General features: G+C 72.2%; 18 protein-coding genes, 6 pseudogenes and 1 riboswitch. Of the genes and pseudogenes, 10 read left to right on the forward strand and 14 right to left on the reverse strand.

What is annotated here, in order from left to right:
- Nucleotides 1–394: 394 nt before the first annotated feature.
- Nucleotides 395–1173, forward strand: a pseudogene (locus tag ABT154_RS08900) (IS5 family transposase); the annotation flags it as partial.
- A 595-nt stretch (nt 1174–1768) separates the two neighbouring features.
- On the opposite strand, the gene ABT154_RS08905 reads toward ABT154_RS08900, so the two are convergent.
- The 10 genes and pseudogenes from ABT154_RS08905 to ABT154_RS08950 all read right to left on the reverse strand — a co-directional run.
- Nucleotides 1769–2149 (reverse strand): FKBP-type peptidyl-prolyl cis-trans isomerase, encoded by a 381-nt coding sequence (locus ABT154_RS08905; RefSeq protein WP_351854737.1) that lies wholly within the window; start codon nt 2147–2149, stop codon nt 1769–1771.
- Nucleotides 2150–2296: 147 nt separating this feature from the next.
- A pseudogene (locus tag ABT154_RS08910) lies at nt 2297–3040 on the reverse strand (IS5 family transposase); the annotation flags it as partial.
- Nucleotides 3041–3948: 908 nt separating this feature from the next.
- Nucleotides 3949–4194 (reverse strand): ferredoxin, encoded by a 246-nt coding sequence (locus ABT154_RS08915; RefSeq protein WP_351854739.1) that lies wholly within the window; start codon nt 4192–4194, stop codon nt 3949–3951.
- Nucleotides 4191–5492, reverse strand: a complete 1302-nt coding sequence (locus ABT154_RS08920) for an NADH-ubiquinone oxidoreductase-F iron-sulfur binding region domain-containing protein (protein WP_351854741.1) — start codon at nt 5490–5492, stop codon at nt 4191–4193. The genes ABT154_RS08915 and ABT154_RS08920 overlap by 4 nt, the downstream gene beginning before the upstream one ends.
- A complete protein-coding gene (locus ABT154_RS08925; protein WP_351854744.1) occupies nt 5489–6271 on the reverse strand; it encodes a ferric reductase-like transmembrane domain-containing protein in 783 nt (260 codons plus the stop codon). The genes ABT154_RS08920 and ABT154_RS08925 overlap by 4 nt, the downstream gene beginning before the upstream one ends.
- Entirely contained in the window at nt 6268–7227 is a 960-nt protein-coding gene (locus ABT154_RS08930) for an FAD:protein FMN transferase (protein WP_351854746.1), read from the reverse strand. The genes ABT154_RS08925 and ABT154_RS08930 overlap by 4 nt, the downstream gene beginning before the upstream one ends.
- On the reverse strand, nt 7224–7439 hold the full coding sequence (locus ABT154_RS08935; protein ID WP_351854748.1) for a hypothetical protein: 216 nt from the start codon (nt 7437–7439) through the stop codon (nt 7224–7226). Before ABT154_RS08935 ends, ABT154_RS08930 begins: the two co-directional genes overlap by 4 nt.
- Before the next feature lie 155 nt (nt 7440–7594).
- Complete coding sequence (locus tag ABT154_RS08940) at nt 7595–8968, reverse strand: sensor histidine kinase (RefSeq protein ID WP_351854751.1); 1374 nt, start codon at nt 8966–8968, stop codon at nt 7595–7597.
- The gene (locus ABT154_RS08945) at nt 8965–9657 is read right to left on the reverse strand and encodes a response regulator transcription factor (RefSeq protein ID WP_351854754.1); all 693 of its coding nucleotides are present in this window, start codon (nt 9655–9657) and stop codon (nt 8965–8967) included. The genes ABT154_RS08940 and ABT154_RS08945 overlap by 4 nt, the downstream gene beginning before the upstream one ends.
- 427 nt (nt 9658–10084) lie before the next feature.
- A pseudogene (locus ABT154_RS08950) lies at nt 10085–10460 on the reverse strand (response regulator); the annotation flags it as partial.
- A gap of 174 nt (nt 10461–10634) precedes the next feature.
- Here ABT154_RS08950 and ABT154_RS08955 point away from each other — a divergent pair.
- The 4 genes from ABT154_RS08955 to ABT154_RS08970 all read left to right on the forward strand — a co-directional run bounded on the left by ABT154_RS08955 (nt 10635) and on the right by ABT154_RS08970 (nt 13900).
- The gene (locus ABT154_RS08955) at nt 10635–11150 is read left to right on the forward strand and encodes a DUF2231 domain-containing protein (protein WP_351854756.1); all 516 of its coding nucleotides are present in this window, start codon (nt 10635–10637) and stop codon (nt 11148–11150) included.
- A gap of 125 nt (nt 11151–11275) precedes the next feature.
- Nucleotides 11276–12646: a ferredoxin reductase family protein gene (locus tag ABT154_RS08960; protein WP_351854759.1), complete on the forward strand. Its 1371-nt coding sequence runs from the start codon at nt 11276–11278 to the stop codon at nt 12644–12646.
- Between the two features lie 8 nt (nt 12647–12654).
- The gene (locus ABT154_RS08965) at nt 12655–13110 is read left to right on the forward strand and encodes an FMN-binding protein (protein ID WP_351854761.1); all 456 of its coding nucleotides are present in this window, start codon (nt 12655–12657) and stop codon (nt 13108–13110) included.
- Nucleotides 13103–13900 carry an FAD:protein FMN transferase gene (locus ABT154_RS08970; protein WP_351854763.1) on the forward strand — a complete coding sequence of 266 codons (798 nt, stop codon included), beginning with the start codon at nt 13103–13105 and terminating at the stop codon, nt 13898–13900. The genes ABT154_RS08965 and ABT154_RS08970 overlap by 8 nt, the downstream gene beginning before the upstream one ends.
- On the opposite strand, the pseudogene ABT154_RS08975 reads toward ABT154_RS08970, so the two are convergent.
- Nucleotides 13897–14530: pseudogene (locus ABT154_RS08975) on the reverse strand (transposase); the annotation flags it as partial. The gene ABT154_RS08970 and the pseudogene ABT154_RS08975 overlap by 4 nt on opposite strands.
- On the opposite strand from ABT154_RS08975, the pseudogene ABT154_RS08980 reads away from it, so the two are divergent.
- A pseudogene (locus ABT154_RS08980) lies at nt 14528–15129 on the forward strand (IS5 family transposase); the annotation flags it as partial. The pseudogenes ABT154_RS08975 and ABT154_RS08980 overlap by 3 nt on opposite strands.
- Before the next feature lie 177 nt (nt 15130–15306).
- Here the strand turns inward: ABT154_RS08980 and ABT154_RS08985 are convergent.
- Nucleotides 15307–15956, reverse strand: a pseudogene (locus ABT154_RS08985) (hypothetical protein); the annotation flags it as partial.
- Between the two features lie 93 nt (nt 15957–16049).
- Nucleotides 16050–16155, forward strand: a riboswitch (ZMP/ZTP riboswitch).
- Between the two features lie 28 nt (nt 16156–16183).
- On the opposite strand from ABT154_RS08985, the gene ABT154_RS08990 reads away from it, so the two are divergent.
- The gene (locus ABT154_RS08990) at nt 16184–17038 is read left to right on the forward strand and encodes a bifunctional 5,10-methylenetetrahydrofolate dehydrogenase/5,10-methenyltetrahydrofolate cyclohydrolase (protein WP_351854765.1); all 855 of its coding nucleotides are present in this window, start codon (nt 16184–16186) and stop codon (nt 17036–17038) included.
- A gap of 419 nt (nt 17039–17457) precedes the next feature.
- Nucleotides 17458–18342 carry a hypothetical protein gene (locus ABT154_RS08995; RefSeq protein WP_351854767.1) on the forward strand — a complete coding sequence of 295 codons (885 nt, stop codon included), beginning with the start codon at nt 17458–17460 and terminating at the stop codon, nt 18340–18342.
- 87 nt (nt 18343–18429) lie between these two features.
- Here ABT154_RS08995 and ABT154_RS09000 read toward each other — a convergent pair whose 3' ends face one another.
- Together ABT154_RS09000 and ABT154_RS09005 are read right to left on the reverse strand one after the other, a co-directional pair.
- Nucleotides 18430–19866 (reverse strand): SWIM zinc finger family protein, encoded by a 1437-nt coding sequence (locus ABT154_RS09000; RefSeq protein WP_351854769.1) that lies wholly within the window; start codon nt 19864–19866, stop codon nt 18430–18432.
- Nucleotides 19863–22886, reverse strand: a complete 3024-nt coding sequence (locus ABT154_RS09005; protein WP_351854772.1) for an SCO1167/SCO6262 family helicase — start codon at nt 22884–22886, stop codon at nt 19863–19865. Before ABT154_RS09005 ends, ABT154_RS09000 begins: the two co-directional genes overlap by 4 nt.
- A 251-nt stretch (nt 22887–23137) precedes the next feature.
- On the opposite strand from ABT154_RS09005, the gene ABT154_RS09010 reads away from it, so the two are divergent.
- On the forward strand, nt 23138–24226 hold the full coding sequence (locus ABT154_RS09010; protein WP_351854775.1) for a fatty acid desaturase family protein: 1089 nt from the start codon (nt 23138–23140) through the stop codon (nt 24224–24226).
- Nucleotides 24227–24323: 97 nt separating this feature from the next.
- Nucleotides 24324–24869: an MOSC domain-containing protein gene (locus ABT154_RS09015; protein WP_351854777.1), complete on the forward strand. Its 546-nt coding sequence runs from the start codon at nt 24324–24326 to the stop codon at nt 24867–24869.
- Nucleotides 24870–24878: the final 9 nt, after the last annotated feature.

The raw sequence follows: 24878 nt of genomic DNA on the forward strand, positions 1-24878 counted from the left end.
CGCTCCCGCACCGGCCAAGCCGCAAACGGGGGACCCTGCACCAGCGGTTCTACTGGTGTGGCATTACCCCGATGCGATCCCGAAACCGAAACCCAGGCACTGTCCTCGGTGAGCAGGACGTTCGACAGCTTCAGATCCCGGTGGATGATTCCGGCCCGACAACTGGGACCTACTGTCCCGGGATGCATCCTGCCGACGGCTCAACGGCGCGAGTTCGCTTGGCAAAGGCACCGGCTACCTTGCGGACCATGGGAAACTCGGGCGGATCATTGGCGACCCGGTCCACCAGGGAACTACACGGGCTCAGAGGTCCTCACGGAAGCCGCCGATGGTGTGACTTTCGGCTTGGTTGCTCGTTGATCCGTTCGTGGCGGAGAGGAACTCTCGGCCGTGGATCGTGTCCGATGAACTGTGGCTGCTGGTAGAGCCGTTGCTGCCCGTCCCGGCGCCGGAACCGGCGTTGTGACGGCTGCGGATTCCTGACCGGCAGGCTCTGTGCGGGGTCTTGTTCGTCCTCCACACCGGGATCCAGTGGGAGTACCTGCCCCAGGAGCTCGGCTTCGGGTCCGGCATGACGTGCTGGCGTCGTCTTGCCGCGTGGAACGAGGCCCGTGTGTGGGACCGGCTCCATGTCGTCCTGCTGACGAAGTTGAGGTCTGCGAAGCAGCTGGACTGGTCGCGGGCGGTGATCGACTCCAGCCACGTCCGGGCCGCCCGACGGGGCCCAAGAGTGGTCCCAGCCCGGTCGACCGCGCACGTCCGGGCAGCAAGCACCACGTCCTCGTCGACAGGCAGGGCATCCCGCTCGCCGTGTCTCTGACCGGCGGAATCCGCAATGACGTCACCCAGCTGATGCCTCCATTTGCGAAGATCCCGTCCGTCGCGGGCCTGGTCGGCCGGCCGCGGCGACGTCCGGACATGCTGCTGGCCGACCGGGACTACGACCACGACAAATACCGCCGTCTCGTCTGGGCGCAGGGCATCAAACCGGTGACCGCCCGACGTGGCGTCCCGCATGGTTCCGGCCTCGGCGTCCACCGCTGGGTCATCGAGCGGACGATCACCTGGCTGCATGGCTTCCGGCGTCTCCGCGTCCGCTGGGAACGACGCGACGACATCCACGAGGCCTTTCTCGGTCTCGCGACCTGCCTCATCACCCACCGCCGCGTCCAACGTCTTTGTCAGGACCTCTCATACGGGCAGCCGGATTCACAGGCATCGACGACACAGAGACGTCGGCGGAGGGCTGGCAGATCGCGGACTTCGCCGAAGCCGAACGGAACAGCCCGTCGCACCTCGTCCAGCAAATGGGGTCAGCGACCGGCAAAGGCGGTGTCGGTTTCATCGAGGCCCTCACGCCGGACGGCAGCAGCTTGGAAGGCGGCCTGCTCAATCGCGAGATGGCGAAGAGCTACGAGGTACCTCTGGAGCACGTCGCGAGCGAACCCGCTGTGGCTGGCGCACTCGCCTGGTCGGCCACAGCCGGACTGACACCCGACGAGGAAACAATCCGGCAGCCCTCACAGGGCCGGCTCTGTCCGCGGAAGGAGCTCTCCGCAGCCCCCTGGCACCCCCGGGGCTGCCAGGAGCAACCTAGCCCTCGCAAGCCAGAACCTGGGGGCTACGTGAATGCGCACATTAGCGGTCCATGAGAAAAGTTCGGCCACGGTTGATGGCTCAGACCCGCCCTCTCAGGGGTGAAGTGGCCAGCGGAGCAAGCACTACCCCGGCCGTGGCCCCGAACGGGGCGGCCGGGCAGCAGCAGGGCTCAGACTGAGACCGAGAGCAGATCCACCACGAAGACGAGCGTCGAGCCCGCCGGGATCAACGGCGAGGGCGACTGGTTGCCGTAGCCGAGGCGCGGAGGAACGATGATCTCGCGCCGACCACCGACCTTCATCCCCCTGACCCCCCGGTCCCACCCCTTGATGACCCTGCCACCCCCCAGGGCGAACTTGAATGGCTGACCGTGATCCCAGGAGGCATCGAACTCCTTTCCGGACTCGAAGGTGACTCCGACATAATGCACTCGGACAACCCTGCCCGGCTTCGCCTCGAGCCCGTCCCCGACGACGAGGTCCCGGATGGTCAGCTCGGCCGGAGCGTCACCCTCCGGGAGGCCGACCTCGGGCTTCGTCAGTTCACTCATCGCAACCTCAATACTCTCTGTCAAAAGCCCTAGCACGGACCGGCCGCCCGCAAGATCACTCCACGTAGTAGACCATCATGCAGCCCCCGGAGTGATCTTGACTTGTCCACGTAGACTCCGACATTTTCGGGATTCTTAGACCGTGTCCTATGTGGTGAGGCGGAGGAGTCGCTTGTAGCAGCAGATGGCTGCGGCCAGGCCGAGAAAGGCCAGGTAGTTGCGGGGGTGACGCTCGTAACGGTGGTTGAGCCGGCGGTAGCCGGTCAGCCAGGACATGGTCCGCTCGATCACCCATCTGCGCCGCCCTAGCTGTTCGCTGGACTCGATGCCCTTACGTGCAATGCGGACGCCGATGCGTTTACCGCGGAGCCATTTCCGCAGCTCAGGGATGTCGTAGGCCTTGTCGGCATGCAGACGCTGGGGCTTGAAGTGGCGGCCACGGTGGGGGTCGTGTCTCGTTTGGTGACCGAGCACCATGGGCTTCAGGGCTTGGCTGTCGTGGGTGTTGGCGGCCGAGACGCCGACGAGGAGGGGCAGCCCGTTCGCGTCCGACAGAACGTGCATCTTTGAACCCGCCTTGCCCCGGTCCACAGGGCTTGGACCGGTGAGTTCACCCCCTTTTTTCGCCCTCACGTGGGCGGAGTCGAGCACCGCGCGGGACAGGTCGAGCAGGCCGGCGTCGTCGAGGCGGTGCAGGATCTCCTCGTGCAGCCGGCCCCACACACCGGCCCGGGACCAGATCAGGAACCGGCGATGGGCTGTCGACTTCGAGACTCCGAAGCAGGGTGGCAGGGCCCGCCAGGCGCAACCACTGACCAGGACGTAGATGATCGCGGCGAACAGCGTCTCATCAGGCGTGTCCTGCGTCCCGCCGCCCTGCGGCCGCACCCTAACTCCATGTGCTGTCCGAGGCCCAGGGGCCTTGGGTCAAGGCCCCCGGCTGCCTTCCCCGCAAGGCCGTACGACCTGGTCAAGGAGTTCACGATCGCACTGGTCGTGGTCGCGCTGCTCACCGCGGGCCTGGCCGCCGTCTTCTCCTCGCCCGACGTCAAGCCGGTGACCCTGGCCTCCTGGGCGCGGGCCGACGGCGCCGACTTCACCGCGACGGCCGTGACCGAGCTCGGTGGCACCAGCGGAACGGCCGTGTACGGGCCGCCGTACAACCACGCGCCTGGCGCGGCGCAGAAACTCGGGCCGGTCGGGCTGCAGAGCGCCGCGGGGGTCCGCATCCCGGTGGACACGGCAACCGACTTCGTGCTGCGTCCACTGCGCGACGCCCCGGAACCACCCGCCGTTCTGCGCGGGCCTCGCCACCTGGGATGCCGCTCCGGCGGCCCAGCGCCAGGCATGGACCTCGGCCTACTCCGACGCCCTGACCAAAGCCCGGCGGCGGCGCCCCCGCGAAGGGCGATTACGGCCCGGTCCCTGTCCCCGTCGCACGCCTTCTCGGTCTGGCCCGCAGCGGCGCACTGGATGGCGAACTCCAGGCGGAGGGCAGGTTCTACACCTTCTGGTATCAGATCGACCCCTTCAAGTGCTCCGGCAACGCCGACGCCCTGATCTGGGGTGCTCAGTCTGGGATTGATGCTTGCGCCTTTCATCCCTGGAGTGCGATCCGTACCGCGCTGGACGCGGGTGTACCGGTTGATCTGGCGCACGTACTACGACGAACGAGCTGTGGAACGGGACCGGCAGGAGTGATCTTCGCTCGCCGTCGCCGGTCTTTCAGGTCGGACAAGCCTCGTTGTCCAGACCTGCGCCATCGGCGCGCCGAGCTCGATGCGGGCCCGGACGACCGGTCACGTACGGACCTTGCCGCCTGGCGCAGGCGTCCGGCGGGCAACCTTGACCAGCCGCAGCGCCATCATCGGACAAGCCGCGACTGCACGGCGGGCATCGCGTACCAGGGTGGCCGGCACGGCGGTGGTACGGAACACCGGATAGCCCCACTCGTCCAGCCCGATGAGTTCGGGCAGCAGCTCGGCGCACAGCCCGTGGCCGTCGCACGCGGTGAAGTCGATGGCGAGCGCGTGGTCGTGGGTCATCGCCATTCCTCGTCTTCCGGTGGCCGCGCGGACGGCACCCGCAGCGTCAGGGGGGCGTGCGCGAAGGCGCATGGCCCGCGGCGGACATGGCGGAGCACGTCGTCGCCGAAGACCCGCAGCGCGGAGGCTGCGAGCCGGGCGGCTCCGTCGGGGTGGCGGCATGCGCCACGGCCGGGGAGAAGGCCGAGCCGCTGGTTCAGACGGTCCAGAACCGAGGCCCCGGGCCATCCCCAGGCCAGTTCGGCGAAGTCCTCGGCCACGGAAGGGAGTCCGAATCGGCAGGGACCGCACTGCCGGGCGCTCTGGGCCGCCAGATAGGCCAGCGCGGCGGCCGTCTCCGCGAGTCCGCAGGCGTCCTCGGGCAGCGCCGCCAGCACCCCGGCGCCCCGGCCCAGCGTCGTACCGTCCAGCGGGGCGGTCAGCCAGTTGCCGAAGAAGCCGCCCGCGAGCACCGCACCGAGCCGTTCGGTGGGCCCGCCCGCCGCGTCCAGGGCACCGGCGACGGAGCTGCCCATCGGCACCTCGTACACCCCCGGGGAGCGGACCGCGCCGGAGAGCGTCACCAGGGTGGTGCCCGGCGCCTGCGCGCTGCCGCGCTCCCGGAACCAGCCGGGACCGTAGCGGGCGATCAGCGCCAGGTGGGCCAGCGTCTCCACGTTGTCGACGAGGGTCGGGTGCCGGCCCACTCCTTTCTCGAAGGGCCGGGGCGGGGTGGCCAGGGGCCGGGCCTCGCCGCCGTTCAGCCAGTTCACCAGCGAGGTCTCCTCGCTGGAGACGAAGTGGTGCGGCAGGGAGTGGAGGCGCAGGGCGATGCGGTCCGTGCCGGCGCGCCGGCGTTCCTCCAGCGCTCGGGCCAGTCCGCGGTACTGCTCCTCGCGGGTGCGGGCCAGGCAGACGTGCACCGTGGGGGCGCCGACCGCCTCCGCGGCGAGCACGGCTCCGTCCAGGACCAGGTGCGGGGCGAGGAAGAGCAGCGTCTGGTCCTTGTGGCTGGCGGGTTCGCTCTCCATCCCGTTGGCGATCACGACGGCCGTCCCTCGCTTCCCGGCGACCGTGGCGAGCTTGCGCCCGGTGGGGAACCCTCCGCCGCCCCGGCCGATGAGCCCGGCCTGCTGGACCGCGCTCACCAGCGTGCTGCGCGCGGCGGCCAGTGGCGCGGGGCTGTACCGCTCCAGGTGTTCGGCGAGGCCGGCGGGGCCGCCGGTCTCGTACCAGCCGCTCAGCAGGCGGGTGCCGTGCGGGCCGTCCGGCGGTCGTATGTCCGGTGCGGCGGACGTGGTGACGGTTTCCGGGTTCACTCGCCGTCTCCTCCCTCCGCGTCGTCCCCGCCGGATGGCGGCTGGTGGGTCGCGGGTGGCGACGTGCCCGGCCGGTCCGGCGCGGTGGCCGGCACCGAGCCGCCGGCGTGGTGCGCCCAGCCCGGCCGCAGCGGCCCGACGGCGAGGAACGCGGTGAGCATCACCGGGATCAGCGCCATGGCCGGCACCGCCCAGATCCGGACCCGTCGTCCCGCGTCCGTGGCGGCGTGGGCGAGCCGCCACCCCGCTGCGGCGAGTACGGCTGCCAGGCAGCCCGCGTACAACAGGAGTTGCGGGCCGAGACGGGTATCCGTGCCGGTGCCGACCGCGTGGAACAGGGCCACCGGCCACGCCCCGTAGGCGAGCCAGTGCACCGCCTTCCACCGGCGGCGACCCAGTCGGTGGCGCAGGGCGCTGGTGATCCCGACGGCCAGCAGCAGGTCCAGGGCCACCGCGCCCAGCCCCACCCACAGGGGCCGGTACGCCGACGCGAACGGCACGATGGCGGCCAGTGGACTGATGCTCGCGTAGCTGTCGGCCACGGCGGTGGCGATGTGCAGGCCGAGAAAGGCCAGAGTGAGAAGGGAAAGGTTGCGGTGGAGCGTGGACACCTCGAACCTGGCGATCCGCCGGGGCGCGTACCGTCCGCCAGCCGCGACACCGAGCACGACCGTGGCGGTGAGCAGCAGGAGCGAGACCGTGCCGGAGGCCCGGGTGGCATACCAGAGCGGGCTCGGTCCGGACGAGAGCGCGAGCAGGGCGTGTGCGGAGCCGGTCATCGGGGGCCTCCCGTCGGGTCGGCGGGCCATCCGTTCACGCGCAGGACGCTTCCGTCGGAGCGGACCAGTCGGCCGGGCAACCCGGTGGCGCGCAGCCAGTGCGGGGCGCGCTCACCCAGGACGATCGCGGCTGTGCTGGCCGTGTTGGCGTCGACGCAGGTGGCGGCGGCCACGCTGACGGTGCGCCAGACCTCGTCGGCGGAGTCGCCGGTGGCCGGGTCGACGATGTGGTGCCGGTCCAGGCCCCCGCGCCGCCAGGCACGGACCGTGGTGCCCGAGGTGGCGAGGCCGCCTGCCCGCACCGTGACGACCGGTCCGGTCGGCGAGGGCGGGGCTGCGTGGTTGTCGGTCAGGGCGATACGCCAGCCGCCGTCCGGGGACCGGCCGGCCGCAGCCAGGTCACCGCCGAGGTTGACCAGGATTCCGCAGCCGGCCACTTGGGCCGCCTGTCGGGCGGCCCGGTCGGCGGCCAGCGCCTTGGCCGTGGCGCCCAGGTCGAGCGCGGCACCGGCGGGCAGCCACAGCAGGCGCAGGGCCGGGTCCCAGCCGATGGTGCGCCATCCGGCGGCGGGCTTGAGCACGGGCGGCGGCCCGCTTCTGGCGACATCGGAGAACGTGCGGTCGTAGCCGAGCGCCACGACGGCCGGAGCCACGGTGGGATCGACCGCGCCGCCGGTCAGTTCGGCGGCGCGCAGTGCCACGTCCACGGCCTCGGCCAGCAGTGGCCCGACCGGAGCCGGACGACCGGTGCCCGCGGCGGCGTTGGCACGGCTGAGCTCCGAGTCGGGGCGGAACCGGCTGCACGCGGCGTCGATGGCGGCGAGTTCGGCTCGCAGCACGTCAAGGGCCGCGGCTTCCCGGGCCGGGTCGGAGGTGAGCAGGACGACCGTGGTGCCCAGCGCGCGCAGTGAGGTGCACGCGGGCTCCCGTCGCAGGTGCCCCGTAACGGCGGTCATGACGCACCCGACTGGGTCTGAGGCGCCTGCGAGGTCGCGCCGGGGGCCTGCCCGGGGGAGCGCAAACCGCCCTGCGTGGCGCTGGTGCCGCTGCCGGACGTGGTGGAGGAAGGCGTCGAGTGAACACCCGGAATCAGGTGCGCGTAGGCGGTGCCGAGCGTGGCCGTACCCGCGACCGCAGCGGCCATCATCCAGCGGGTGGCCTTGCTCACTCGGCGCCGTCCGTGGCCACGGCGGTTCACGGCGGCCGTGACGGAAGGGCCAGAGCGAGGGTCTGGCTGAGACATGGCGGACTCCTCAACTGCAAAGGCACTGCTTCCTCTCCCAGAGTGCCGTGTGGCCGATCAGGAACCGGTTCAGGAAGTCCTCAGAACTGGTTAAGATCCCCGGCGGGCAGTTCCAGTACGACGGTCAGGCCACCGCCCGGGGTCTGCTCCAGCCGCGTCGTGCCGCCATTGGCGGTGATCAGCCGGTGCACGATGGCCAGCCCCAGGCCGGTACCCGACGCCTCAGGATTGCCGAACCGGCGGAAGGCCGCATCGCGTGCAGACTCGCTCATGCCCGGGCCGTCGTCGGCCACCGTCAGCACGACGCGGTCGCGGCGGGCCAGCCCCTCGACTCGCACCTGCGTGCCCTCGCCCAGCGCGTCGAGCGCGTTGGCCAGCAGATTGTCGAGCACCTGCTCGAGATCTCCCGCCCCCAGACGCGCCGTCAGTCCGAATCGGCAGTGATCCGCGAGCGAGACGTGCCGCTCCAGTGCCACCGGGCTCCAGGCGGCGACCCGGTCCGCGACCACCTCGTCGACCCGGACCGGAACCGGCCGCGGCACCACGTTCTCCGCGCGGGCCACCGCGAGCAGCCCGTCCACCAGCCGGGAAAGGCGAGCCAGCTCCTCCTGGGCGGAGGCGAGTTCGGCCGCCGTCTCGTCGTCGGCGTCCGCTGCCAGGACATCCAGACGCAGCCGCAGCGCCGCGAGCGGCGTGCGCAACTGATGCGACACGTCGGCGACGACAACCCGGTGACCGTGGATCAGCGCTTCCAGCCTGGCGGCCATGGTGTTGAAGGTCGCCGATAGCCTGCGTACCTCGTCGGGCCCCCGACCGCCGGGCGCCCGCACTTCCAGGTCGCCTTCTCCCAGTTGCCGGGCGGCGGCGTCCACGGCTCGCAGCGGACGGCCGACCCAGCGGGCGAGCGCCACGGCCAGCAATGCGCCCGCGCCGAGACCGGCCACTCCGATCAACGCCAGCCGCCCCCACATCGTGGAGATCCGCTCGTTCATCGGCTCCGCCGACCGGGAGAGCACCGCGACGCCGACGGGGTGCGTGGTGTCGCCGACTGGCACCGCGACGACAAACCGGTCGTCGCGTTGCAGGGCGACCGTTTCCGGATGGTCGATCACCCGACGCGCGAGCGCGGCCCACCCTTCGACGGTCCTTTTTGCTTCCTTCCCGGTCTGCTCCGGGCACGGGGTGGATGCCTTCCTGGTCCCGGCGGAGTCGAAGACCGCGGCGCAGTCCCCGGTCTGCCGCGCCCGCTCCAGCAGTTGTCGCATGGAGGCGGGGGAACTCTGGTCGGAGAGGTGCTCCTCCGCCGCGGCGGCGATCGTCCGGTCCGCCGCCTCGGCGTTGTCCCGGAAGGAGGTGCGTTCGCGGCCTGCCAGGGACACTCCGAGCGGTACGACGGCCAGCGCCAGGAGCACGATGACCAGGGCCATGACGGCCAGCGCGATTCGCCGGGTCATCGCTGTGCCGGTCCTGCCGCGTCCCCGTCGGGCGGGCCGAGGCGGAAGCCCCTGCCGTACACCGTCTCGACCAGTCCCGGAGCATCGAGCTTGCGCCGCAGTGCGGCGATGTGCACATCCAGAACCTTCGTCGGTCCGTACCAGTGCGCGTCCCAGGCGCGTTCCAGGATCTCCTGCCGGGTCACCACCCGGCCGGGATCGACGGCCAGCGCCTCCAGAATGTCGAACTCCTTGGGGGTGAGTGCCACTTCCCGCTGCCCCACGGTGACCTTGTGGGTGCGTAGATCCATCTCCAAGGACCCATGGCGCAGCACTTCCGGGCCCGCCGGGCCGACCGGGTGCACACGGCGCAGCACGGCCCGGATCCGGGCGAGCAACTCCGCCAGGCCGAACGGCTTGACGAGGTAGTCGTCGGCCCCTTCGTCGAGCGCGGCGACCCGGTCGCCCTCCTCACCCCGTGCCGTCACGACGATGATCGCCACGTCCGAGCGGCTCCGCAGCCGGCGGCAGACTTCGACGCCGTCCAGATCGGGCAGCCCCAGATCCAGCAGTACCACATCGGGCTCGGGCACCGCCGCGAGCGCCTGCCGACCGGTGGACACGCTCTCAGCCGTGTAACCGGCCCGCCGCAGTCCACGCACCAGGAGGTCCGCGATCCCGGTGTCGTCCTCGACGACCAGTACCCGCATCCCCTCAGCCTAGTGCGCTGACCGGCACGGGTGCCTGCGACACCCATGGCCTCGGCCACTTGCACGAGCAGGAGCCCGGCGGTGAGGTCACCGGTGGTGGAGATCTGCGGCGGGCAAGCGGCCGGGGGCACTGTCAGGCACTCGGGTGGAAAAGCGGTTCGGACGAAGCGCGCCGCCACGAAACCGGTGGGTGCGCAGGCGCAGGCGAGGCCGATGGCCATCCATCCGAGAGGTTCCGTCTCCAGGACCGAGCTCAGCAAGGGTACGTACGGCGCCGCTGCCGCCAGCATGGCGGAGGCGAGGACAGGCAGGGGGAGGAACGTCCCGCGGGTCAGCAGCCGTGTCCGCAGTCCCAGAACGACACCGAGCTGGGCGGCGAGCAGGGCGAGGAGCGGGACCTCTGCCACGGGAGGTCGAGGGCCTGGGCGGCGAGTCCTTCCTCCAGGCTGTAGGGCTTGGTGACATAGACATCGCCGCCTGCGGTGATGCCCGCGATGCGGTCCTCGACCGCATCGCGGGCGGTCAGGAACAAGACACACACGCGAGGTGCCTCACGCCGGAGGGCGCGCAGAACCTGCAGACCGTTGACGTCGGGCAGCATCCAGTCGAGGACCACTGCGTCGGGCCGGAATTCACGGGCGGTGGCGAGCGCGGTCGCACCGTCGGCTGCTGTGCGGACCTGCCACCCCTCGTCGGTCATGACTGAGGACGTCGGTGACGTCGGGTTCGTCGTCCACGACCAGGATCCGCACGGGTTCTCCGTCGGGGCGGTGCAGAAATGATGTCGCACGTGGCTCGTCCATGGTTCCTTCAGCATCCCCCGGCACATGCCACGGCAGGGCGAGCCGCGTCTCTGGGTTTCCTCTGAATCTGCGCTGAGGTCCTGCCTCGGGGGTGTTTTTCAGAAACTACTCAGAGGTTGGGCTGTGAGGCTGCCCTGTCCGGAGCCGAACACCAACCCCGAAGGAGCCCCCCCAGTGGGACTAGACCTGATCAACGGCATACCCGCACACGTCCTGTTCGTGCACATCGTCGTGGTCCTGGTACCCCTCACCGCCCTCGCCCTGATTCTGTGCGCCGGCCTCCCGTCGACCATGCGCCGGTTCGGACTGGCGCTGCCCGTTCTCGCCCTGGTTTCCCTGATCAGCGTTCCGGTCGCAACGAGCGCCGGTGAGTGGCTGGAGGGGCATGTGGACAGCAATGCCATGGTCCGTAAGCACATCGAACTCGGTGACGGACTGCTCCCTTGGGTCATCGCGCTGTTCCTGTTGTCCGCGGCGGTGTGGTGGTCCTACCGCCGCGCCGTCCACCGCACACCCGACGCTGTCGGAACCACCAGCACGGTGGCCCTCCCTCTGCGCGTCGCTGCCGTGGTGCTGTCCCTCATCGTCGGAGTCGGTGCCGGCGTACAGGTCTACCGAATCGGCGACTCCGGCGCCAAAGCCGCCTGGCGCGATGGCTACTCAGCCGCCGCCCACTCCGACGGCGGCTGATACGAACTCCGGGGCGACCGCCGCCGTGCATCCGTGTGTCAGCGGTTGCGGTGGCGCGCCGCTCAGAGCTCGCTCAGAGGTTCCCGTACCACAGTGAAATGAAGTCCAGCCCTGAGGAGACCGTCATGGCTGCCGCGACTCATCGTCCGCCTCCGGTGACACACCGCGCGCCCGGCCCGCCGCGGCACCGGGCGACCGCCGCGCTGCTCCTCGGTGCTGCCTGGGCCGGCGGATTCGCCGTGCTCGCCCTGTGGTGGCGGAACACGGACGCCGTCGTCGGCGCGGCCGGCTGGCTGACCGGTGTCGGCCGGATCACCGGCCTGATGTGCGGCTACATGTGTGCCGTGCTCGTCGCCCTCATGGCCCGTGTGCCCTGGCTGGAGGCAGGTGTGGGCAGTGACCGTACCGCCCGCTGGCACGCCTCAGCGGGCCGCTGGACGATCAGCCTGCTGATCTGCCACATCGTCTTCATCACCCTCGGCTACGCGGCCCAGGCTCGCACGGGCCTCCTGTCACAGCTCGGCACGATCGTCTTCGACATGCCGGACATGCTCAAGGCCACGGCAGGCGCCGTGATCCTGCTGGCCGTCGGCTACACCTCGATGCGCGCCGTGCGCGCCCGCATGCGGTACGAGACCTGGTACCACCTGCACCTGCTCACCTATGGCGCCGTGTTCCTGGCCTTCTTCCACCAGTTGTCGACCGGCGCGGACTTCGTCAGCAGCACCGGCGCGCAGGCTGCCTGGTACATCCTGTACATCAGTGTCGCCTGCCTTGTCGTCTGGTTCCGCGTCATCACTCCGGTGCGGCTCAATCTGCGGTACCGCATCCGCGTGGACACCGTCGTGCAGGAGGCGACCGGCGTCTACTCCGTCTGGCTGCGCGGCCACCACCTCGAACGGATCGGCGCCCTACCGGGACAGTTTCTGCGCTGGCGCTTCCTCACCCCCGGGATGTGGCTCGCCAGCCATCCGTATTCCCTGTCGGCCGTGCCCCGCGGCGATCTGATGCGCATCACCGTCAAGGAGCAGGGTGACCACAGCGGCGCCGTCGCGGGACTACGTCCCGGCACGCGCGTTTGGGCCGAGGGCCCCTATGGTGCGCTCACCGCCCGGCGGCGCAGCCGCGACAAGGTGCTGCTGATTGCCGGCGGCACCGGGATCACCCCGCTGCGCACCCTCTTCGAGACCCTGCCCGCCCGGCCCGGCGACCTCACCCTCCTCTACCGCGCCCGCACTGAGGACGAGCTGGTGCTGCGCGACGAGCTCGAGGCCATAGCCGCCGGGCGCGAGGCCCGCCTCGTGTACGCGCTCAACACCCCCGACGGCCGCCGTGCCCAGTTCACAGCGGACCGGCTCCGCGCGCTGCTGCCCGACATCGAGCGGCACGACGTGTACCTGTGCGGGCCGCCCGGGCTCTCGCAGACCGCGTACGACGCGCTGCGAGACGCGGGGGTACCGGCGTCCCGTATCCACCACGAGTCCTTCGAACTGTGAGACCCGCCATGCGCGCCCACTCGCTCCGTCGCACCCTGCTGACCGGCGTCGGGACCGTCACCGTGACGGTGCTCGCGCTGTCCCTCAAGCCGCACCACGTGCCCTCCGTCGCCGCGCCCGTCACGCCGCCGCTGTCGAGTTCCAGCAGCGGGACGGGTCCGGGCGCGGGCCCGGGCTCGGCCTCCAGCAACCGGACCGTCACCGGGTCCACGGTCCAGACCCGCTACGGCCCCGTTCAGGTCCAGCTCACCCTCGACGGCTCGAAGATCACGTCCGCCCGGGCGCTTCGGCATCCCGACAGCGACCACCGCAGCGTGGAGATCAACTCGACCGCGATACCCACCCTCGTCCGGGAGACAGTCAAGGCGCAGAGTTCCCACGTCGATGCCGTCTCCGGGGCGACCTACACCAGCGAGGGCTACGTCACCTCGCTCCAGAGCGCACTGGACCAGGCCCATGCCTGAACCGGCCGAAGCTCCCGGACTGCGTCGCGTGGTGCACACGATGGGCACGGTGTTCTCGTGCACGGTGCGCGACGCGCCGACCCCCGCGTTGACGAGGGCGCTGGACGCGGCCGAAGCACTGCTGCGCCACGTGGACGAGGTCTTCTCCCCGTACCGCACTGACAGCGCGGTCTCGCTGCTGCGCGTCGGCGTACAGGTCCCCGACGAGTGGCAGGCGGAGGTGGACGAGATCCGCACCCTGTGCGAGACGGCTCACCGTGACACCGCGGGCCGCTTCGACGCCTGGTACGCGGGGGAGTACGACCCGAGCGGGCTGGTCAAGGGGTGGGCGGTGGAACGGGCGGCGCGGCTTCTGCACGAGGCCGGCTCCGAACACGTCTGTCTCAATGGAGGCGGCGACATCCAGCTGTACGGCGGCCCCTGGCGGGTGGGCATCGCGCATCCGCTGCTGCGGGACAGCTACGCGGCGATCGTCGAGTCCGCTGAGGGCCGGCTGGCCATCGCCACGTCCGGCCCCGCCGAACGAGGCTGCCACATCGTCGACCCGCACACGCAGGCCCCGCCCGAGGATGGGCTCGCGTCACTGACCGTCCTGGCGACGGGACTCACCCGGGCCGACACACTGGCGACCGCCGTGTACGCCGGAGGGGCCGCGGGCGCGCGAGGTTGGCTGGAGGGGCAGCAGGACGTGGCGGCGCTGGGGGTGGAGTGGGACGGCACGACGTGGACGGCGCGGGGGACGACGGGCCCGGAGCCCGTGACGCCGAGGATCTTGCGGGGAACGGCCTAGTGTCCTGAGCCGGTAGTTCGTCGGCTGTGCAAGGCGAGGGATTCGAGGATCTGGTCGGCGGTCTTGGTCCAGATGAACGGCTTGGGGTCTTCGTTCCATGAGTCGATCCAGGTGCGGATGTCCTCTCCAGCGCCTGGACCGGCTTGTGGACGCCTCGCCGTTTCCGCTTGTTCGTCAGCTCGGCGAACCACCGCTCGACCAGGTTCAGCCAGGACGAGCTGGTGGGTGTGAAGTGCATGTGGAACCTGGGATGGGCCAGCAGCCGCTTCTTGACGGGCACTCCGGGCATCATCGGCAGCACCGGCTGAGACCGGTCCAGTGCCTGGATCTGCGACTTCTCGTCCGCACACAGCACCAGCGCCCGCTCCGGCGGATCGAGATACAGGCCCACCACGTCACGGACCTTGTCGACGAAGAACGGGTCCGTGGACAGCTTGAACGTCTCCGAGCGGTGCGGCTGCAACCCGAAAGCCCGCCACACCCGGGAAACGGTCGACTGCGACAGTCCGGTCTTCTTCGCCATCGACCGGTTCGACCAGTGCGTGGCGTTCTCCGGCCTCGACTCCAGGTCCGGGCGATCAGATCGGCGACCTGCTCGTCCATCACCGTGCGGGGCCGTCCAGGACGCGGCAGGTGATGAACGGGATCTTGTGGAAGCTGTCCACCGGTGCGGCCTGGCGCGACCTGCCCGAACGCTTTGGGCCGTGGAAGACGGTCTGGGAGCGCTTCCGGCACTGGTCCGCCGACGGGACCTGGGACCGGCTGCTGGCCCATGTCCAGCAACACTCCGACGCCGTCGGGACCGTCGACTGGTCGGTCGTCTGCGTGGACTCGGCGACGGTCCGGGCGCATCAGCACGCGGCCGGGGCCCGAAAAGGGGGCTCCGGGAAGGCGAGGCCCTCGGCCGGTCGCGCGGCGGTCTGACCAGCAAGACTCACCTGGCCTGCGACGGCCGGGGCCGCCCGCTCGCGTTCACGATCACGGGCGGGAACGCCAACGACTGCACCCAGTTCGAGGCCGTCATGGACCGGATCCGCATTGCCCGGCCAGGGCCGGGCAGGCCCCGGACCCGGCCCGACCGCGTGGTCGCGGACAAGGGCCACTCGAGCCGCAAGATCCGCGCCCACCTGCACCGACGAGGAATCGCCTGCACCATCCCGGAGCGGATCGACCAGATCAACGGACTCATCCGCCGCGGCGAAAGCCGCTGCCGCCTCGACCGGGCCGCGCCTTCGGCACCGGGTGCGGCGTATCGGGTCATGGGCATGGCCTCCCTGGGACGGGCCGGCCGTCCCGGGCCGGCGCTCACCCGCGAGTGTGCGGACCCGGAGGTTGCAAGAGGGTTGCACCGGCGGTCAGTTCGGCCTCCAGGGAGTCCGGCCGAGCCCGTACGGGAGGGAGTGCCGGAAGTGCTCGGCGGCGACGACCTGCACCGGCCGGTCGACGGCGAGCGCCGTGCCCGGGGCGTTCGTCCCCGCCGCCTCCGACCAGTGGGCGCCTGCCACGAAGTTCATCCCGCGCGCCTTGCGGAGGGTCGTGGGGTGGCCCTCGACCCACAGCATCCGCCCGGCGGCGTCGCAGAGCGCGAGGAGATGCTCCCCGTCCGTCGCGTACGCCCCCATCCGCTCGCGGATCACCGGCATCGCCGCCGCCAGCGGATGGCCGTCCCGGTACGCGGTGAGCTCGTCCTCCGCCAGTTCGAACCGCGCCGCCCCGTCCTGGTTCACGCGCGCGCGTGTGTGTGTGTGGAGCGCCGCCACGAGGCGGCGACGAGCGGTCGGATGGGGAGGGGGCCGGAGCCGGCGGGGCCACCGGCGACATCCGAGGCGCCGGAGGTACTGCCGATACCTGTGCCACCGGTCCCGGGCCTCGGGGGCGATCCGGGTCCCGTGCGCGCCTGTCCCGTCACCCACGTTTCGCTGAACTCGGCGTCCTCGTCGAGGTCGTTCCTTCGCGGACCGGTGCGGCCCGATTCCGCCGGGCCCGTCCCGTCGCGTGCTGACCCGGTCCCGGCTCGTCCCGGCGGGGCCCGCCGGCCCCGGCCCCTCGCGCTCATCGTGAGGCGCGGGCGGGCCGGCGACAAGCTCCCGGACGCCCGCGCCTGCCCACCCCTGTCCGGGACCCGCCCCCGGCCGCTCACGTAGAGTGGGGCTCGGGCCGTGACTGGCGCTTGAGGTGGATCACCACCGGGGAGCGGTCCGACGGGAGCGCGCGGACGCGCGACCGTCCCGATGCCGTGCGCCTGGGCGAACCACCGGTCAGAGACGACGCCCAGGAGTTGCCATGTCCACCAGCACCGCCACCCTCATGGACGGTACGGCCCTCGCCCGCCGCACGGTCGAGGAGACCGCCGCCCGCGCCGCCGAGATCACCCGCCGTACCGGCGTCACCCCGTGTCTCGCGACGGTCCTGGTCGGCGCGGACCCGGCCTCCGTGACGTACGTGAGAATGAAGCAGAACCGCTGCGCGAAGGCCGGAATCCGCTCCAAGCACGTCGAACTGCCGGTCGCCACGACGACCGAGGAGCTCGTCGCCGCGATCACCGCGCTCTCCGCGGACCCCGACGTCCACGGCATCCTCCTCCAGCACCCCGTCGGCCCGCACATCGACGAGCGCGCCGCCTTCGAGGCCATCGCCCCCGAGAAGGACGTCGACGGCGTCACCATGGCGTCCTTCGCCGCCATGGGCTTCGGCCTGCCCGGCTTCGTCTCCTGCACGCCCGGCGGCATCATGCGGCTCCTCGACGCGTACGAGGTCGACCCGCGCGGCAAGCGCGCCGTCGTCGTCGGGCGCAGCGCGATCCTCGGCAAGCCGGCGGGCCTGCTCCTCCTCGGCCGCGACGCCACCGTCACCTACTGCCACTCCCGCACCGAGGACCTCTCCTCCGTCGTCCGCGAGGCCGACATCCTCGTCGCCGCCGTCGGCAAGCCGAGCTTCATCCAGGGCTCGGACATCAAGCCGGGCACCGTCGTCATCGACGCCGGCTACAACCCGGGCAACATCGGTGACGTCGACTTCGCCCCGGCCGCCGAGCGCGCCTCCCTCATCACCCCGGTGCCCGGTGGCGTCGGCCCCATGACCATCGCCGTGCTCCTCGCCCAGACGGTCGAGGGCGCGGAGCGCCAGCTCGGTCTGTAGGACGACTGATGACGGGGCGGTCGTGGCCGGGGCGGGCGGGGGCGCGGTCGGCGATTGTCACGGTTCTGTACGGGCAGGGCCCGGGGTCCGAAAAGGGGTGGCCGTGCGGCCGTCGACGGGCGACTCTGGACCGCGTGCCACACCCGTCGACCGCCGCCCCGCCCCCGGACCGAGAGCCGGACGCGCCCGAACCGGCCACCGCGCGCCCATCGGACGACCTGTGCACGCCAGGTGACGCGGTCGAAGCGGTCGGCGTGTCGGACCCGGTCGGCACGTCGGACTCGTTCGGTGCGTCGGATCCGTTCGGCGCGCCCGAGTCGGTCGGCCCGTCCGACGTGGGCCCGGCGTCCGGCACGGGTCCCGACGCTCGCACCGCCATACGCGGGCCCGCCGCACCCCCGTCCGGGACCCCCGGGCCCGTGACACCCGTCCCCGGCACACCGCGACCCACCGGTTCCGAGTCGGGGTGGTCGCCCCGGATCGTCCGGCTCGGCGCGGCCCGGCCCGGACCCGCCGCGCGGCGGGTCCGGCGCTTCGGCGTACCGCTCGTCCCGCTGCTCGTGGCCACCCTCGTGGCGACGGCCTTCCTGGCCGCCCGGGGCGGGGCCGGGCAGCAGCTGACCGCCGACGGACGGCCTGGTGGCGATCCGCCCGTCGTCACCGACGACGGCCGGTCCGCCGTGACCCCGACCACCGATGCCGGTACGGACGGCGGGCGGACCGACGGCGTGTCGACCACCGGCACCCGGACGTCCGACACGCCGACCTCCGACACGCCGCCGTCCGGGCCGACCCCGCCCGGTTCGACCCCGAGCGGCGCGCCGAGCGGTTCCAGGCCCTCGGACCGGCCGGCCCGTACCGGCGGGAGTGCGTCACCGACGCCCTCCCGCGCCACGAACCACTCACCCGGACGCACGTCGAGCCCTTCGTCGCGCCCGGCCGGTGACCGCCGAGGGGGCCGGATCGTCTCCTTCGAGGCCCTGCGCGTCGGCGACTGCTTCGACATCGACCGCGCCGCGCCGGGTACGGCCCTCCGCCGTGCCTGCGACACGCCGCACAACGCCGAACTCGTCGCCCGGCCCCGCCTGAGCGGCCGATTCGCCAGCGACCTGGCCGTCCGGGAAGCCGCGACCATGCTGTGCCGCGACCCGCTCCGCCACAAGGCCGCACGCCAGCCGCTCGGCACCCGCTGGACCACCTTCGTCCAGTACCCGTTCCGTACGAGCTACCTCCTCGGCTCCGAGAGCGTCGCGTGCAGCCTGGCCGCGCCCTCCGGGGGCACTCTCAGCCGACGGCTCCCGTAGCACCGGCTCGACCGGCATGGGCACCGGTAGCACCGGCTCGACCGGCACGGGCACCCGCAACACCGGCCCCACCTGCACCGATTCCCGTCACCCGGCGGCTCCACCCGGACCCGCACCAGGACCCGCACCAGGACCCGCTCCAGGCGCACCCGCCGCGAACGCCGTCGCCAGGGCCGTCGCCGGGTCACGGTCCGGCGGCCCCGCGGGCGACCAGCGGGCACCTGACTTGAGGTAGGGCCACCAGCGCCCGTCCTCGCCGAACCGCAGCTGCGCCTCCGCGCCCACCACCGTCCACCGCGCGCCGCCCGCCCGCCGCAGCGCGGGCCGGTCACCGTCCTCCCACGCCTCCGCGAGCCGGGCCCCGGCCCGCGCCAGCGCGTCGGCGTCCGGCGCCCACTCCTCCTCCAGTACAGCGAGGGCGGCGGCGCCGCCGAACCGCCACGCGCGCGTGGCCAGGTCCAGGTCCGTCCGCGACCGCCCCGAACCGGAGGCCAGCCGGGCCGTGATCCACGGCACGGGGGAGTCGGCCGCGAGCCGCACCGCGTCCTGAGCGACCGTCAGTGCCGGTACCCGGCCCGGCAGAACTACCGCAGTTGCCGCCGTCGGAGTCCTGTCAGGCCCCGGCACGACAGGCCCGTGCGCCTCGCCCCCCAGTAGTTCCCCGAGTAACCGGTGCGCACGGGCAGCCGCGTCCGTCGCCAGGAACTCCAGCGCCGTCGGGTCGACCCCCGGCTCGGGGTCCGTCTCGGTGTCCAGCGACGGCGAGCGGCCGGGCGAGCCCGCCGCGACCGGCGGCGCGGGCAGCGGCGGCAGCAGGAACTCGGCCGCGTAGGCCTCCTCGGCCGACACACCGGGCATGCCACCCACATCCTCGGAAGCGTCGGCCCCCGGCGTGTCGTCGCCCCCGTCCGCCCCGTCTCCGCCACGCGCGCCCCGCACCGCACGGGAGGTGCTGCGCGCCTGGAGCTCCTCGAGCAGCATGCGCTCGCCGCGTCCCCGCACCAGCAGCAGGACGAAGGGGTCCTCGTCGAGCAGGCGCGCCACCTGGTAGGAGAGCGCGGTGGTGTGCCGGCAGTGGTCCCACGCCTCGCAGCCGCACTGCGGGTCCAGATCACCGATCCCCGGCAGCAGGTCGAGTCCGACCCCGGACGCGTCCTCCACGAGGTGCGGCGGCATCTCCCGGTCGAGGAGCGCCGCGATGTGCCCCGCGCTGTCCACGGCCAGGTCGAGGAGCCGATCCCACTCCTCCTCCGAGAACTCCCGCACCAGCACGTCGCTGCGGTACGCCGTGCCGTCTCGGTCCTTGACCACCGCGGTGATCCGGCCGGGCCGCACCGACACCGCGCCCACCGCTCCCGCGCGCGCGTGGCGCCGCCCCGCCTTGAGCTGCTGGCCGTCGAGCGTGGTGTCCTCCAGGGCCTTGAGCCAGGCCAGGCCCCACCAGGTCCTGGCGAAGGCAGCGCCCCGCGCGGGCGGCAGCGCCGCGAACGTCCGCTCGTCGCCCTCGTGTCCGTACCCGCTCATCGTCCGTCCCCCCGCAGTCGTACGAGCTCCGCCAGTTCGGCGTCGGTCAGTTCGGTCAGCTCCGGCGGGGTGTCCCCGCCCGTCCCGAGGACGGTGTCCGCCAGCTCCCGCTTGCGGTCGAGCATGGTCGCGATCCGGTCCTCGATCGTCCCCTCGGCGATCAGCCGGTGGACCTGCACCGGCCGGTCCTGCCCGATCCGGTACGCGCGGTCGGTGGCCTGGGCCTCGACGGCCGGGTTCCACCAGCGGTCGTAGTGCACCACGTGCTCGGCGCGCGTGAGGTTGAGGCCCGTGCCCGCCGCTTTCAGGGAGAGCAGGAAGACCGGCACCTCGCCGTTCTGGAAGCGGGCGACCATCGCCTCCCGCTGGGCCACCGGGGTCCCGCCGTGCAGGAACTGCGTCCGTACGCCCCGCGCCGCGAGATGTGCTTCCAGCAGCCGGGCCATCCCCACGTACTGGGTGAAGACCAGGGTGCACGCGCCTTCGGCGAGGATCGTGTCGAGGAGTTCGTCGAGCAGTTCGAGCTTGCCCGAACGGCCCTCGATCCTCGGGCTGTCCTCCTTGAGGTACTGGGCGGGGTGATTGCAGATCTGCTTGAGACCGGTCAGCAGCTTCACGACGAGGCCGCGGCGCGCCATGCCGTCGGCCTCGGCGATGGCCGCCAGGGTCTCCCGTACGACCGCCTCGTACAGGCCGGCCTGTTCCGGGGTGAGCGAGACCGCCCTGTCGGTCTCCGTCTTCGGTGGCAGCTCGGGTGCGATGCCGGGGTCCGACTTGCGGCGGCGCAGCAGGAACGGGCGGACGAGCGTGGCGAGTCGCCCGGCCGCGGCCGGGTCCGTGCCGCCCTCCACGGCGGAGGCGAACCGGGTCCGGAACGCGCCCAGACCACCGAGCAGCCCCGGTGTGGTCCAGTCGAGGATCGCCCACAGCTCGGAGAGGTTGTTCTCGACCGGTGTGCCGGACAGCGCCACGCGTGCGCGTGCCCCGATGGTCCGCAGCTGACGGGCCGTCGCCGAGTACGGGTTCTTGACGTGCTGGGCCTCGTCCGCGACGACGAGCCCCCAGGTCCGCGCGGCGAGCCGTGCGGCGTCGAGCCGCATGGTGCCGTACGTCGTCAGGACGAAACCCTCGTCGGCGAGGTCCTCCGGAGTGCGGGAGGTGCCGTGGAAGCGGCGTACCGGGGTGCCGGGCGCGAACTTCTCGATCTCGCGCTGCCAGTTGCCCATGAGGGAGGTCGGGCAGACGACCAGGGTGGGCCCGGCGGTGGCCGGATCGGACTGCCGGTGCAGATGCAGGGCGATCACGGTGATGGTCTTGCCGAGCCCCATGTCGTCTGCGAGGCAGCCCCCGAGGCCGAGGGAGGTCATCCGGTGCAGCCAGTCGAGTCCGCGCAGCTGGTAGTCGCGCAGCGTCGCGGCGAGCGCCGGGGGCTGGGCGACCTCGGTTCTGCCGCCCTCCGGCTCGGCGAGCCGCTCCCGCAGCCGCTCGAGCCAGCCGGTCGCCGCCACCTCGACGGGCTTCCCGTCGATCTCGGTGGTGCCGGTGAGAACGGCCGAGAGGGCGTCCACCGGGGTGAGCTTCCGGTCCTGCTGGGAGCGGGCCCGGCGTACCTCGGCGGGGTCGACGAGCACCCAGCGGTCACGGAGCCGCACGAGGGGTCGTCCGGCCTCCGCGAGCCGGTCCAGCTCGGCCCGGGTCAACTCGTGGTCACCCACGGCGAAACGCCAGTTGAAGCCGAGAAGGGCGTCGGCGGAGAGGAAGGAGGGGAGGACGGTGGAGGAGGAACCGGAGGAGAAGCCGTTCCCGCTCCCCGTGCCGTCGCCGAAACCGTCGTCCGTGTCCGCACCTGCGGCTGTGCCCGCGCCTTCACCCGTGCCCGAACCGTCGCCCGCGCCGCGCGTAGCGCCGTCCACCGGGCCGATCACCGCGCTCGCGGTCAGCCGGTCCGCGAGTTCGCGCGGCCAGTGGACCTGGACGCCGGCCGCCGCGAGCGCGGGGCCCGCCCGGCCCAGCAGCTCCGCGACCTCCTCGTCGGCGAGCTCGACGGTGTCGGGTACGGCCGCCGAGAGGAGCGGGGCCAGCGGCGACCAGGCTCGGGCGGCGCGGCGGAGCGACAGGAGGGCGTCCATCCGGGCCCGGGGACCGAATGCGGCGGCGGTCCGTCCGGAGCCCGCCCACACCTCCGCCGCGTCCGCGACCAGCGTCGGGTCGGCGACGTCGTGCAGTTGCAGGACGGCACGGAAGGCGGGCGCGTCCTGCGCCTCGGCGGTGAAGCCGGGGAGTTCGAGCCGGAGCGAGAGCCGCACGCCGGCGTCGTGCACGGCCGCCACGTCGGCGGCCCAGGCCCGCTGCTCGGGGACGGTCTGCGGTTCCTCGGCGGCGAAGGCCGCCCCGCCGGCGGCGAGGGGGGCCGCCGGAGTACGGGGCAGGGTGTCCGCCACCGCGTCCGCGAAGGCACGGAGCAGCGCCTCGGGTTCGGGAAGGAGTTCCGGGGACGGAGGTGCGGTGGCCGGGGACAGCGGGGCGGTGCTCGATGAGAGCGGTACTGCGTGGGCGGTGGGGGGCATCGAGGCGGCGAGCGTGCGCAGCTCCGCCAGCTCGCCGGGGCCGAGCGGACCGGCCCGCCAGGCGTCGTGGTCGCCGGGGGTGAGGCCGGGCAGGAGCAGACCGCGCGCGACGAGGTCGAGGGAGAGGAGGGAGGCCGCACCCCAGAAGGCGGCGGCGGGTGAGGCGGTGTCCGAGAACCGCGCACGGGCGAGCAGCGGTAGGGCGTCCCGCACGGAGAGGGTGTACGCGGGGACGGTCACGGCCAGGACGCTCTCGCCGTCCACGACGGTGAGCTCGGCGGCGTCGTGAGCGGCGGCGTCCGGCAGGGGCTCGCCGTCCGGGGACCAGAAGGCGATCCGGCCGGCGCGGGGCGGGTCGGCGGGGAGGAAGACGGCGGAGTGGCGGGCGAGTTCGCGGGTGGGTTCCTGGACGGGTTCGCGGGCCGAATCATCGGGTCCGTGCGACAGCGACAACGCATTCCTCAAATTTGACTACCTGAAGACTGAGCGGCCGAGGATACCTCATCGGAACCATCCGATGTGCCGCACTTCCGCGTGATCCACGCCACCTGCTCCCAGGGGTGGGGATCGCCCCACCCCGTGCCCCCGGGACGTCCCCCGCCCGGGACGGGTGGTGACGCCATGGCTCGGGACGATCACCGATCCGTACGTTCTTTCCAGGCGCCCAGCCGCTGATCCACCCACGGACGAATCCGGAGCCCGCCATGTCCCAGGCAACCGTTCTGCCCCCGCCCGCCGCCCCCGTCGCGGCGCCCGCCCGTGTCCGGGGCGGCAGCGAGTTCACCCCGCTCCTGCGGACGGTCAGGGAACAGGGCCTCCTGGAGCACCGCCCCTGGTGGTACGCCCGGGGCATCGCCGTCAACCTCCTCGGCATCGCCGCAGTGGTCGCCGGACTCGCCCTGATAGGCCCCTCCTGGTGGGCCCTGCCCCTCGCCGTACCCCTCGCGCTGCTCTCCGCACGGGTCGCCTTCGTCGGCCACGACGCCGGCCACGCCCAGATCACGGCCGACCGGAAGGTGAGCCGGATCGTCCAGCTCGTGCACGCCAACCTGCTCCTCGGCATGAGCCGGGAGTGGTGGAACGACAAGCACCACCGCCACCACGCCCACCCGAACCACCTCGACAAGGACCCGGACGTCGCCGCAGACATCCTCGTCTTCGCCGAGCACCAGACGGCCGGCCGCTCGGGCCTGCGCGGCTTCCTCACCCGCCACCAGGCCTGGCTCTTCTTCCCGCTGACGACCCTGGAGGGCTTCGCGCTCAAGGTGTACGGGGTCCAGGCCCTGCTCGCGAAGGACGGCCCCTGCCGCACCCGGCGCGAGCGGCTCGTCGAGGGCGGGCTGCTCCTCGCCCACTTCGCGGGGTACGCGGTCCTGCTGCTCACCCTTCTCACCCCGGCCCAGGCCCTCGTCTTCGCCCTTCTCCACCAGATGCTGTTCGGTGTGCACCTGGGCATGGCCTTCGCCCCCAACCACAAGGGCATGGAGCGGCCCGACGAGCACGCCGACGGCGACAGCTGGGGTCATCTGCGGCGCCAGGTGCTCACCTCGCGCAACATCCGTGGCGGCGTCCTGACCGACTGGTTCCTCGGCGGTCTCAACTACCAGGTCGAGCACCACCTCTTCCCGAGCATGCCGCGCCCGCACCTGCGCCTCGCCCAGCCGGCCGTCCGGGCGCACTGTGCCGCGCTCGGCGTCCCGTACACGGAGACCGGGTTCGTGGAGTCGTACCGCCAGGCCCTGGGCCATCTGCACGAGGTGGGCGCGCCGCTGCGGTCCGAGTGGGCCGAGTAGGGTCGGAGTCGATCACCGGTGGTGTGATCATCGGTTCGGTGCCCGGCTGTGTCGGCGCAACGGGCCGACGGAAAGCGGAGAAGGGGAGCTCCTCGCCATGAGCGACGCCAGGGTCACCACGGTCAGCAGCAACGGCACCTACTCGTTCACCAAGCCCAACAGGGAGGGCATCACCCTCCTCGCCGGGCTGGGAGTGGAGGGCGACGTCCACGCCGGTGTGACGGTCAAGCACCGGTCCCGCGTCGCGAAGGACCCGACCGTGCCGAACCTGCGTCAGGTCCACCTCATCCACGGTGAACTGTTCGACGAGGTCGCCGGCGCCGGCTTCGAGGTCGCTCCCGGTGACCTCGGCGAGAACGTCACGACCCGGGGGATCGATCTCCTCGCCCTGCCGACCGGCACGCTCCTCCACCTCGGGGCCGAGGCCGTCGTCGAGGTCACCGGACTGCGCAATCCGTGCGCGCAGATCGACAACTTCCGGCACGGACTGCTGAAGCAGGTCCTCGGCCGGGACGAGAACGGCGAGATCGTGCGCAAGGCGGGGATCATGAGCGTCGTCCTGACCGGCGGTGAGGTCAGGCCCGGCGACCCCATCCGGGTCGAGCTTCCGGCGGAGCCGCATCGGCCGCTGCGGAGGGTCTGACCGGACCGG

The sequence above is a fragment of the Streptomyces sp. NPDC001728 genome (genome assembly GCF_040297565.1).
Taxonomy (GTDB): domain Bacteria; phylum Actinomycetota; class Actinomycetes; order Streptomycetales; family Streptomycetaceae; genus Streptomyces.

What these genes read in the sequence shown, in the direction of transcription:
- ABT154_RS08905 (WP_351854737.1), bottom strand. Translation starts at nt 2,149, where the DNA reads ATGAGTGAACTGACGAAGCCCGAGGTCGGCCTCCCGGAGGGTGACGCT.
- ABT154_RS08925 (WP_351854744.1), bottom strand. Translation starts at nt 6,271, where the DNA reads ATGACCGGCTCCGCACACGCCCTGCTCGCGCTCTCGTCCGGACCGAGC.
- ABT154_RS09010 (WP_351854775.1), top strand. Translation starts at nt 23,138, where the DNA reads ATGTCCCAGGCAACCGTTCTGCCCCCGCCCGCCGCCCCCGTCGCGGCG.
- ABT154_RS08970 (WP_351854763.1), top strand. Translation starts at nt 13,103, where the DNA reads ATGCCTGAACCGGCCGAAGCTCCCGGACTGCGTCGCGTGGTGCACACG.
- ABT154_RS08965 (WP_351854761.1), top strand. Translation starts at nt 12,655, where the DNA reads ATGCGCGCCCACTCGCTCCGTCGCACCCTGCTGACCGGCGTCGGGACC.
- ABT154_RS09015 (WP_351854777.1), top strand. Translation starts at nt 24,324, where the DNA reads ATGAGCGACGCCAGGGTCACCACGGTCAGCAGCAACGGCACCTACTCG.
- ABT154_RS09000 (WP_351854769.1), bottom strand. Translation starts at nt 19,866, where the DNA reads ATGAGCGGGTACGGACACGAGGGCGACGAGCGGACGTTCGCGGCGCTG.
- ABT154_RS08915 (WP_351854739.1), bottom strand. Translation starts at nt 4,194, where the DNA reads ATGACCCACGACCACGCGCTCGCCATCGACTTCACCGCGTGCGACGGC.
- ABT154_RS08930 (WP_351854746.1), bottom strand. Translation starts at nt 7,227, where the DNA reads ATGACCGCCGTTACGGGGCACCTGCGACGGGAGCCCGCGTGCACCTCA.
- ABT154_RS08990 (WP_351854765.1), top strand. Translation starts at nt 16,184, where the DNA reads ATGTCCACCAGCACCGCCACCCTCATGGACGGTACGGCCCTCGCCCGC.
- ABT154_RS08960 (WP_351854759.1), top strand. Translation starts at nt 11,276, where the DNA reads ATGGCTGCCGCGACTCATCGTCCGCCTCCGGTGACACACCGCGCGCCC.
- ABT154_RS08945 (WP_351854754.1), bottom strand. Translation starts at nt 9,657, where the DNA reads ATGCGGGTACTGGTCGTCGAGGACGACACCGGGATCGCGGACCTCCTG.
- ABT154_RS08940 (WP_351854751.1), bottom strand. Translation starts at nt 8,968, where the DNA reads ATGACCCGGCGAATCGCGCTGGCCGTCATGGCCCTGGTCATCGTGCTC.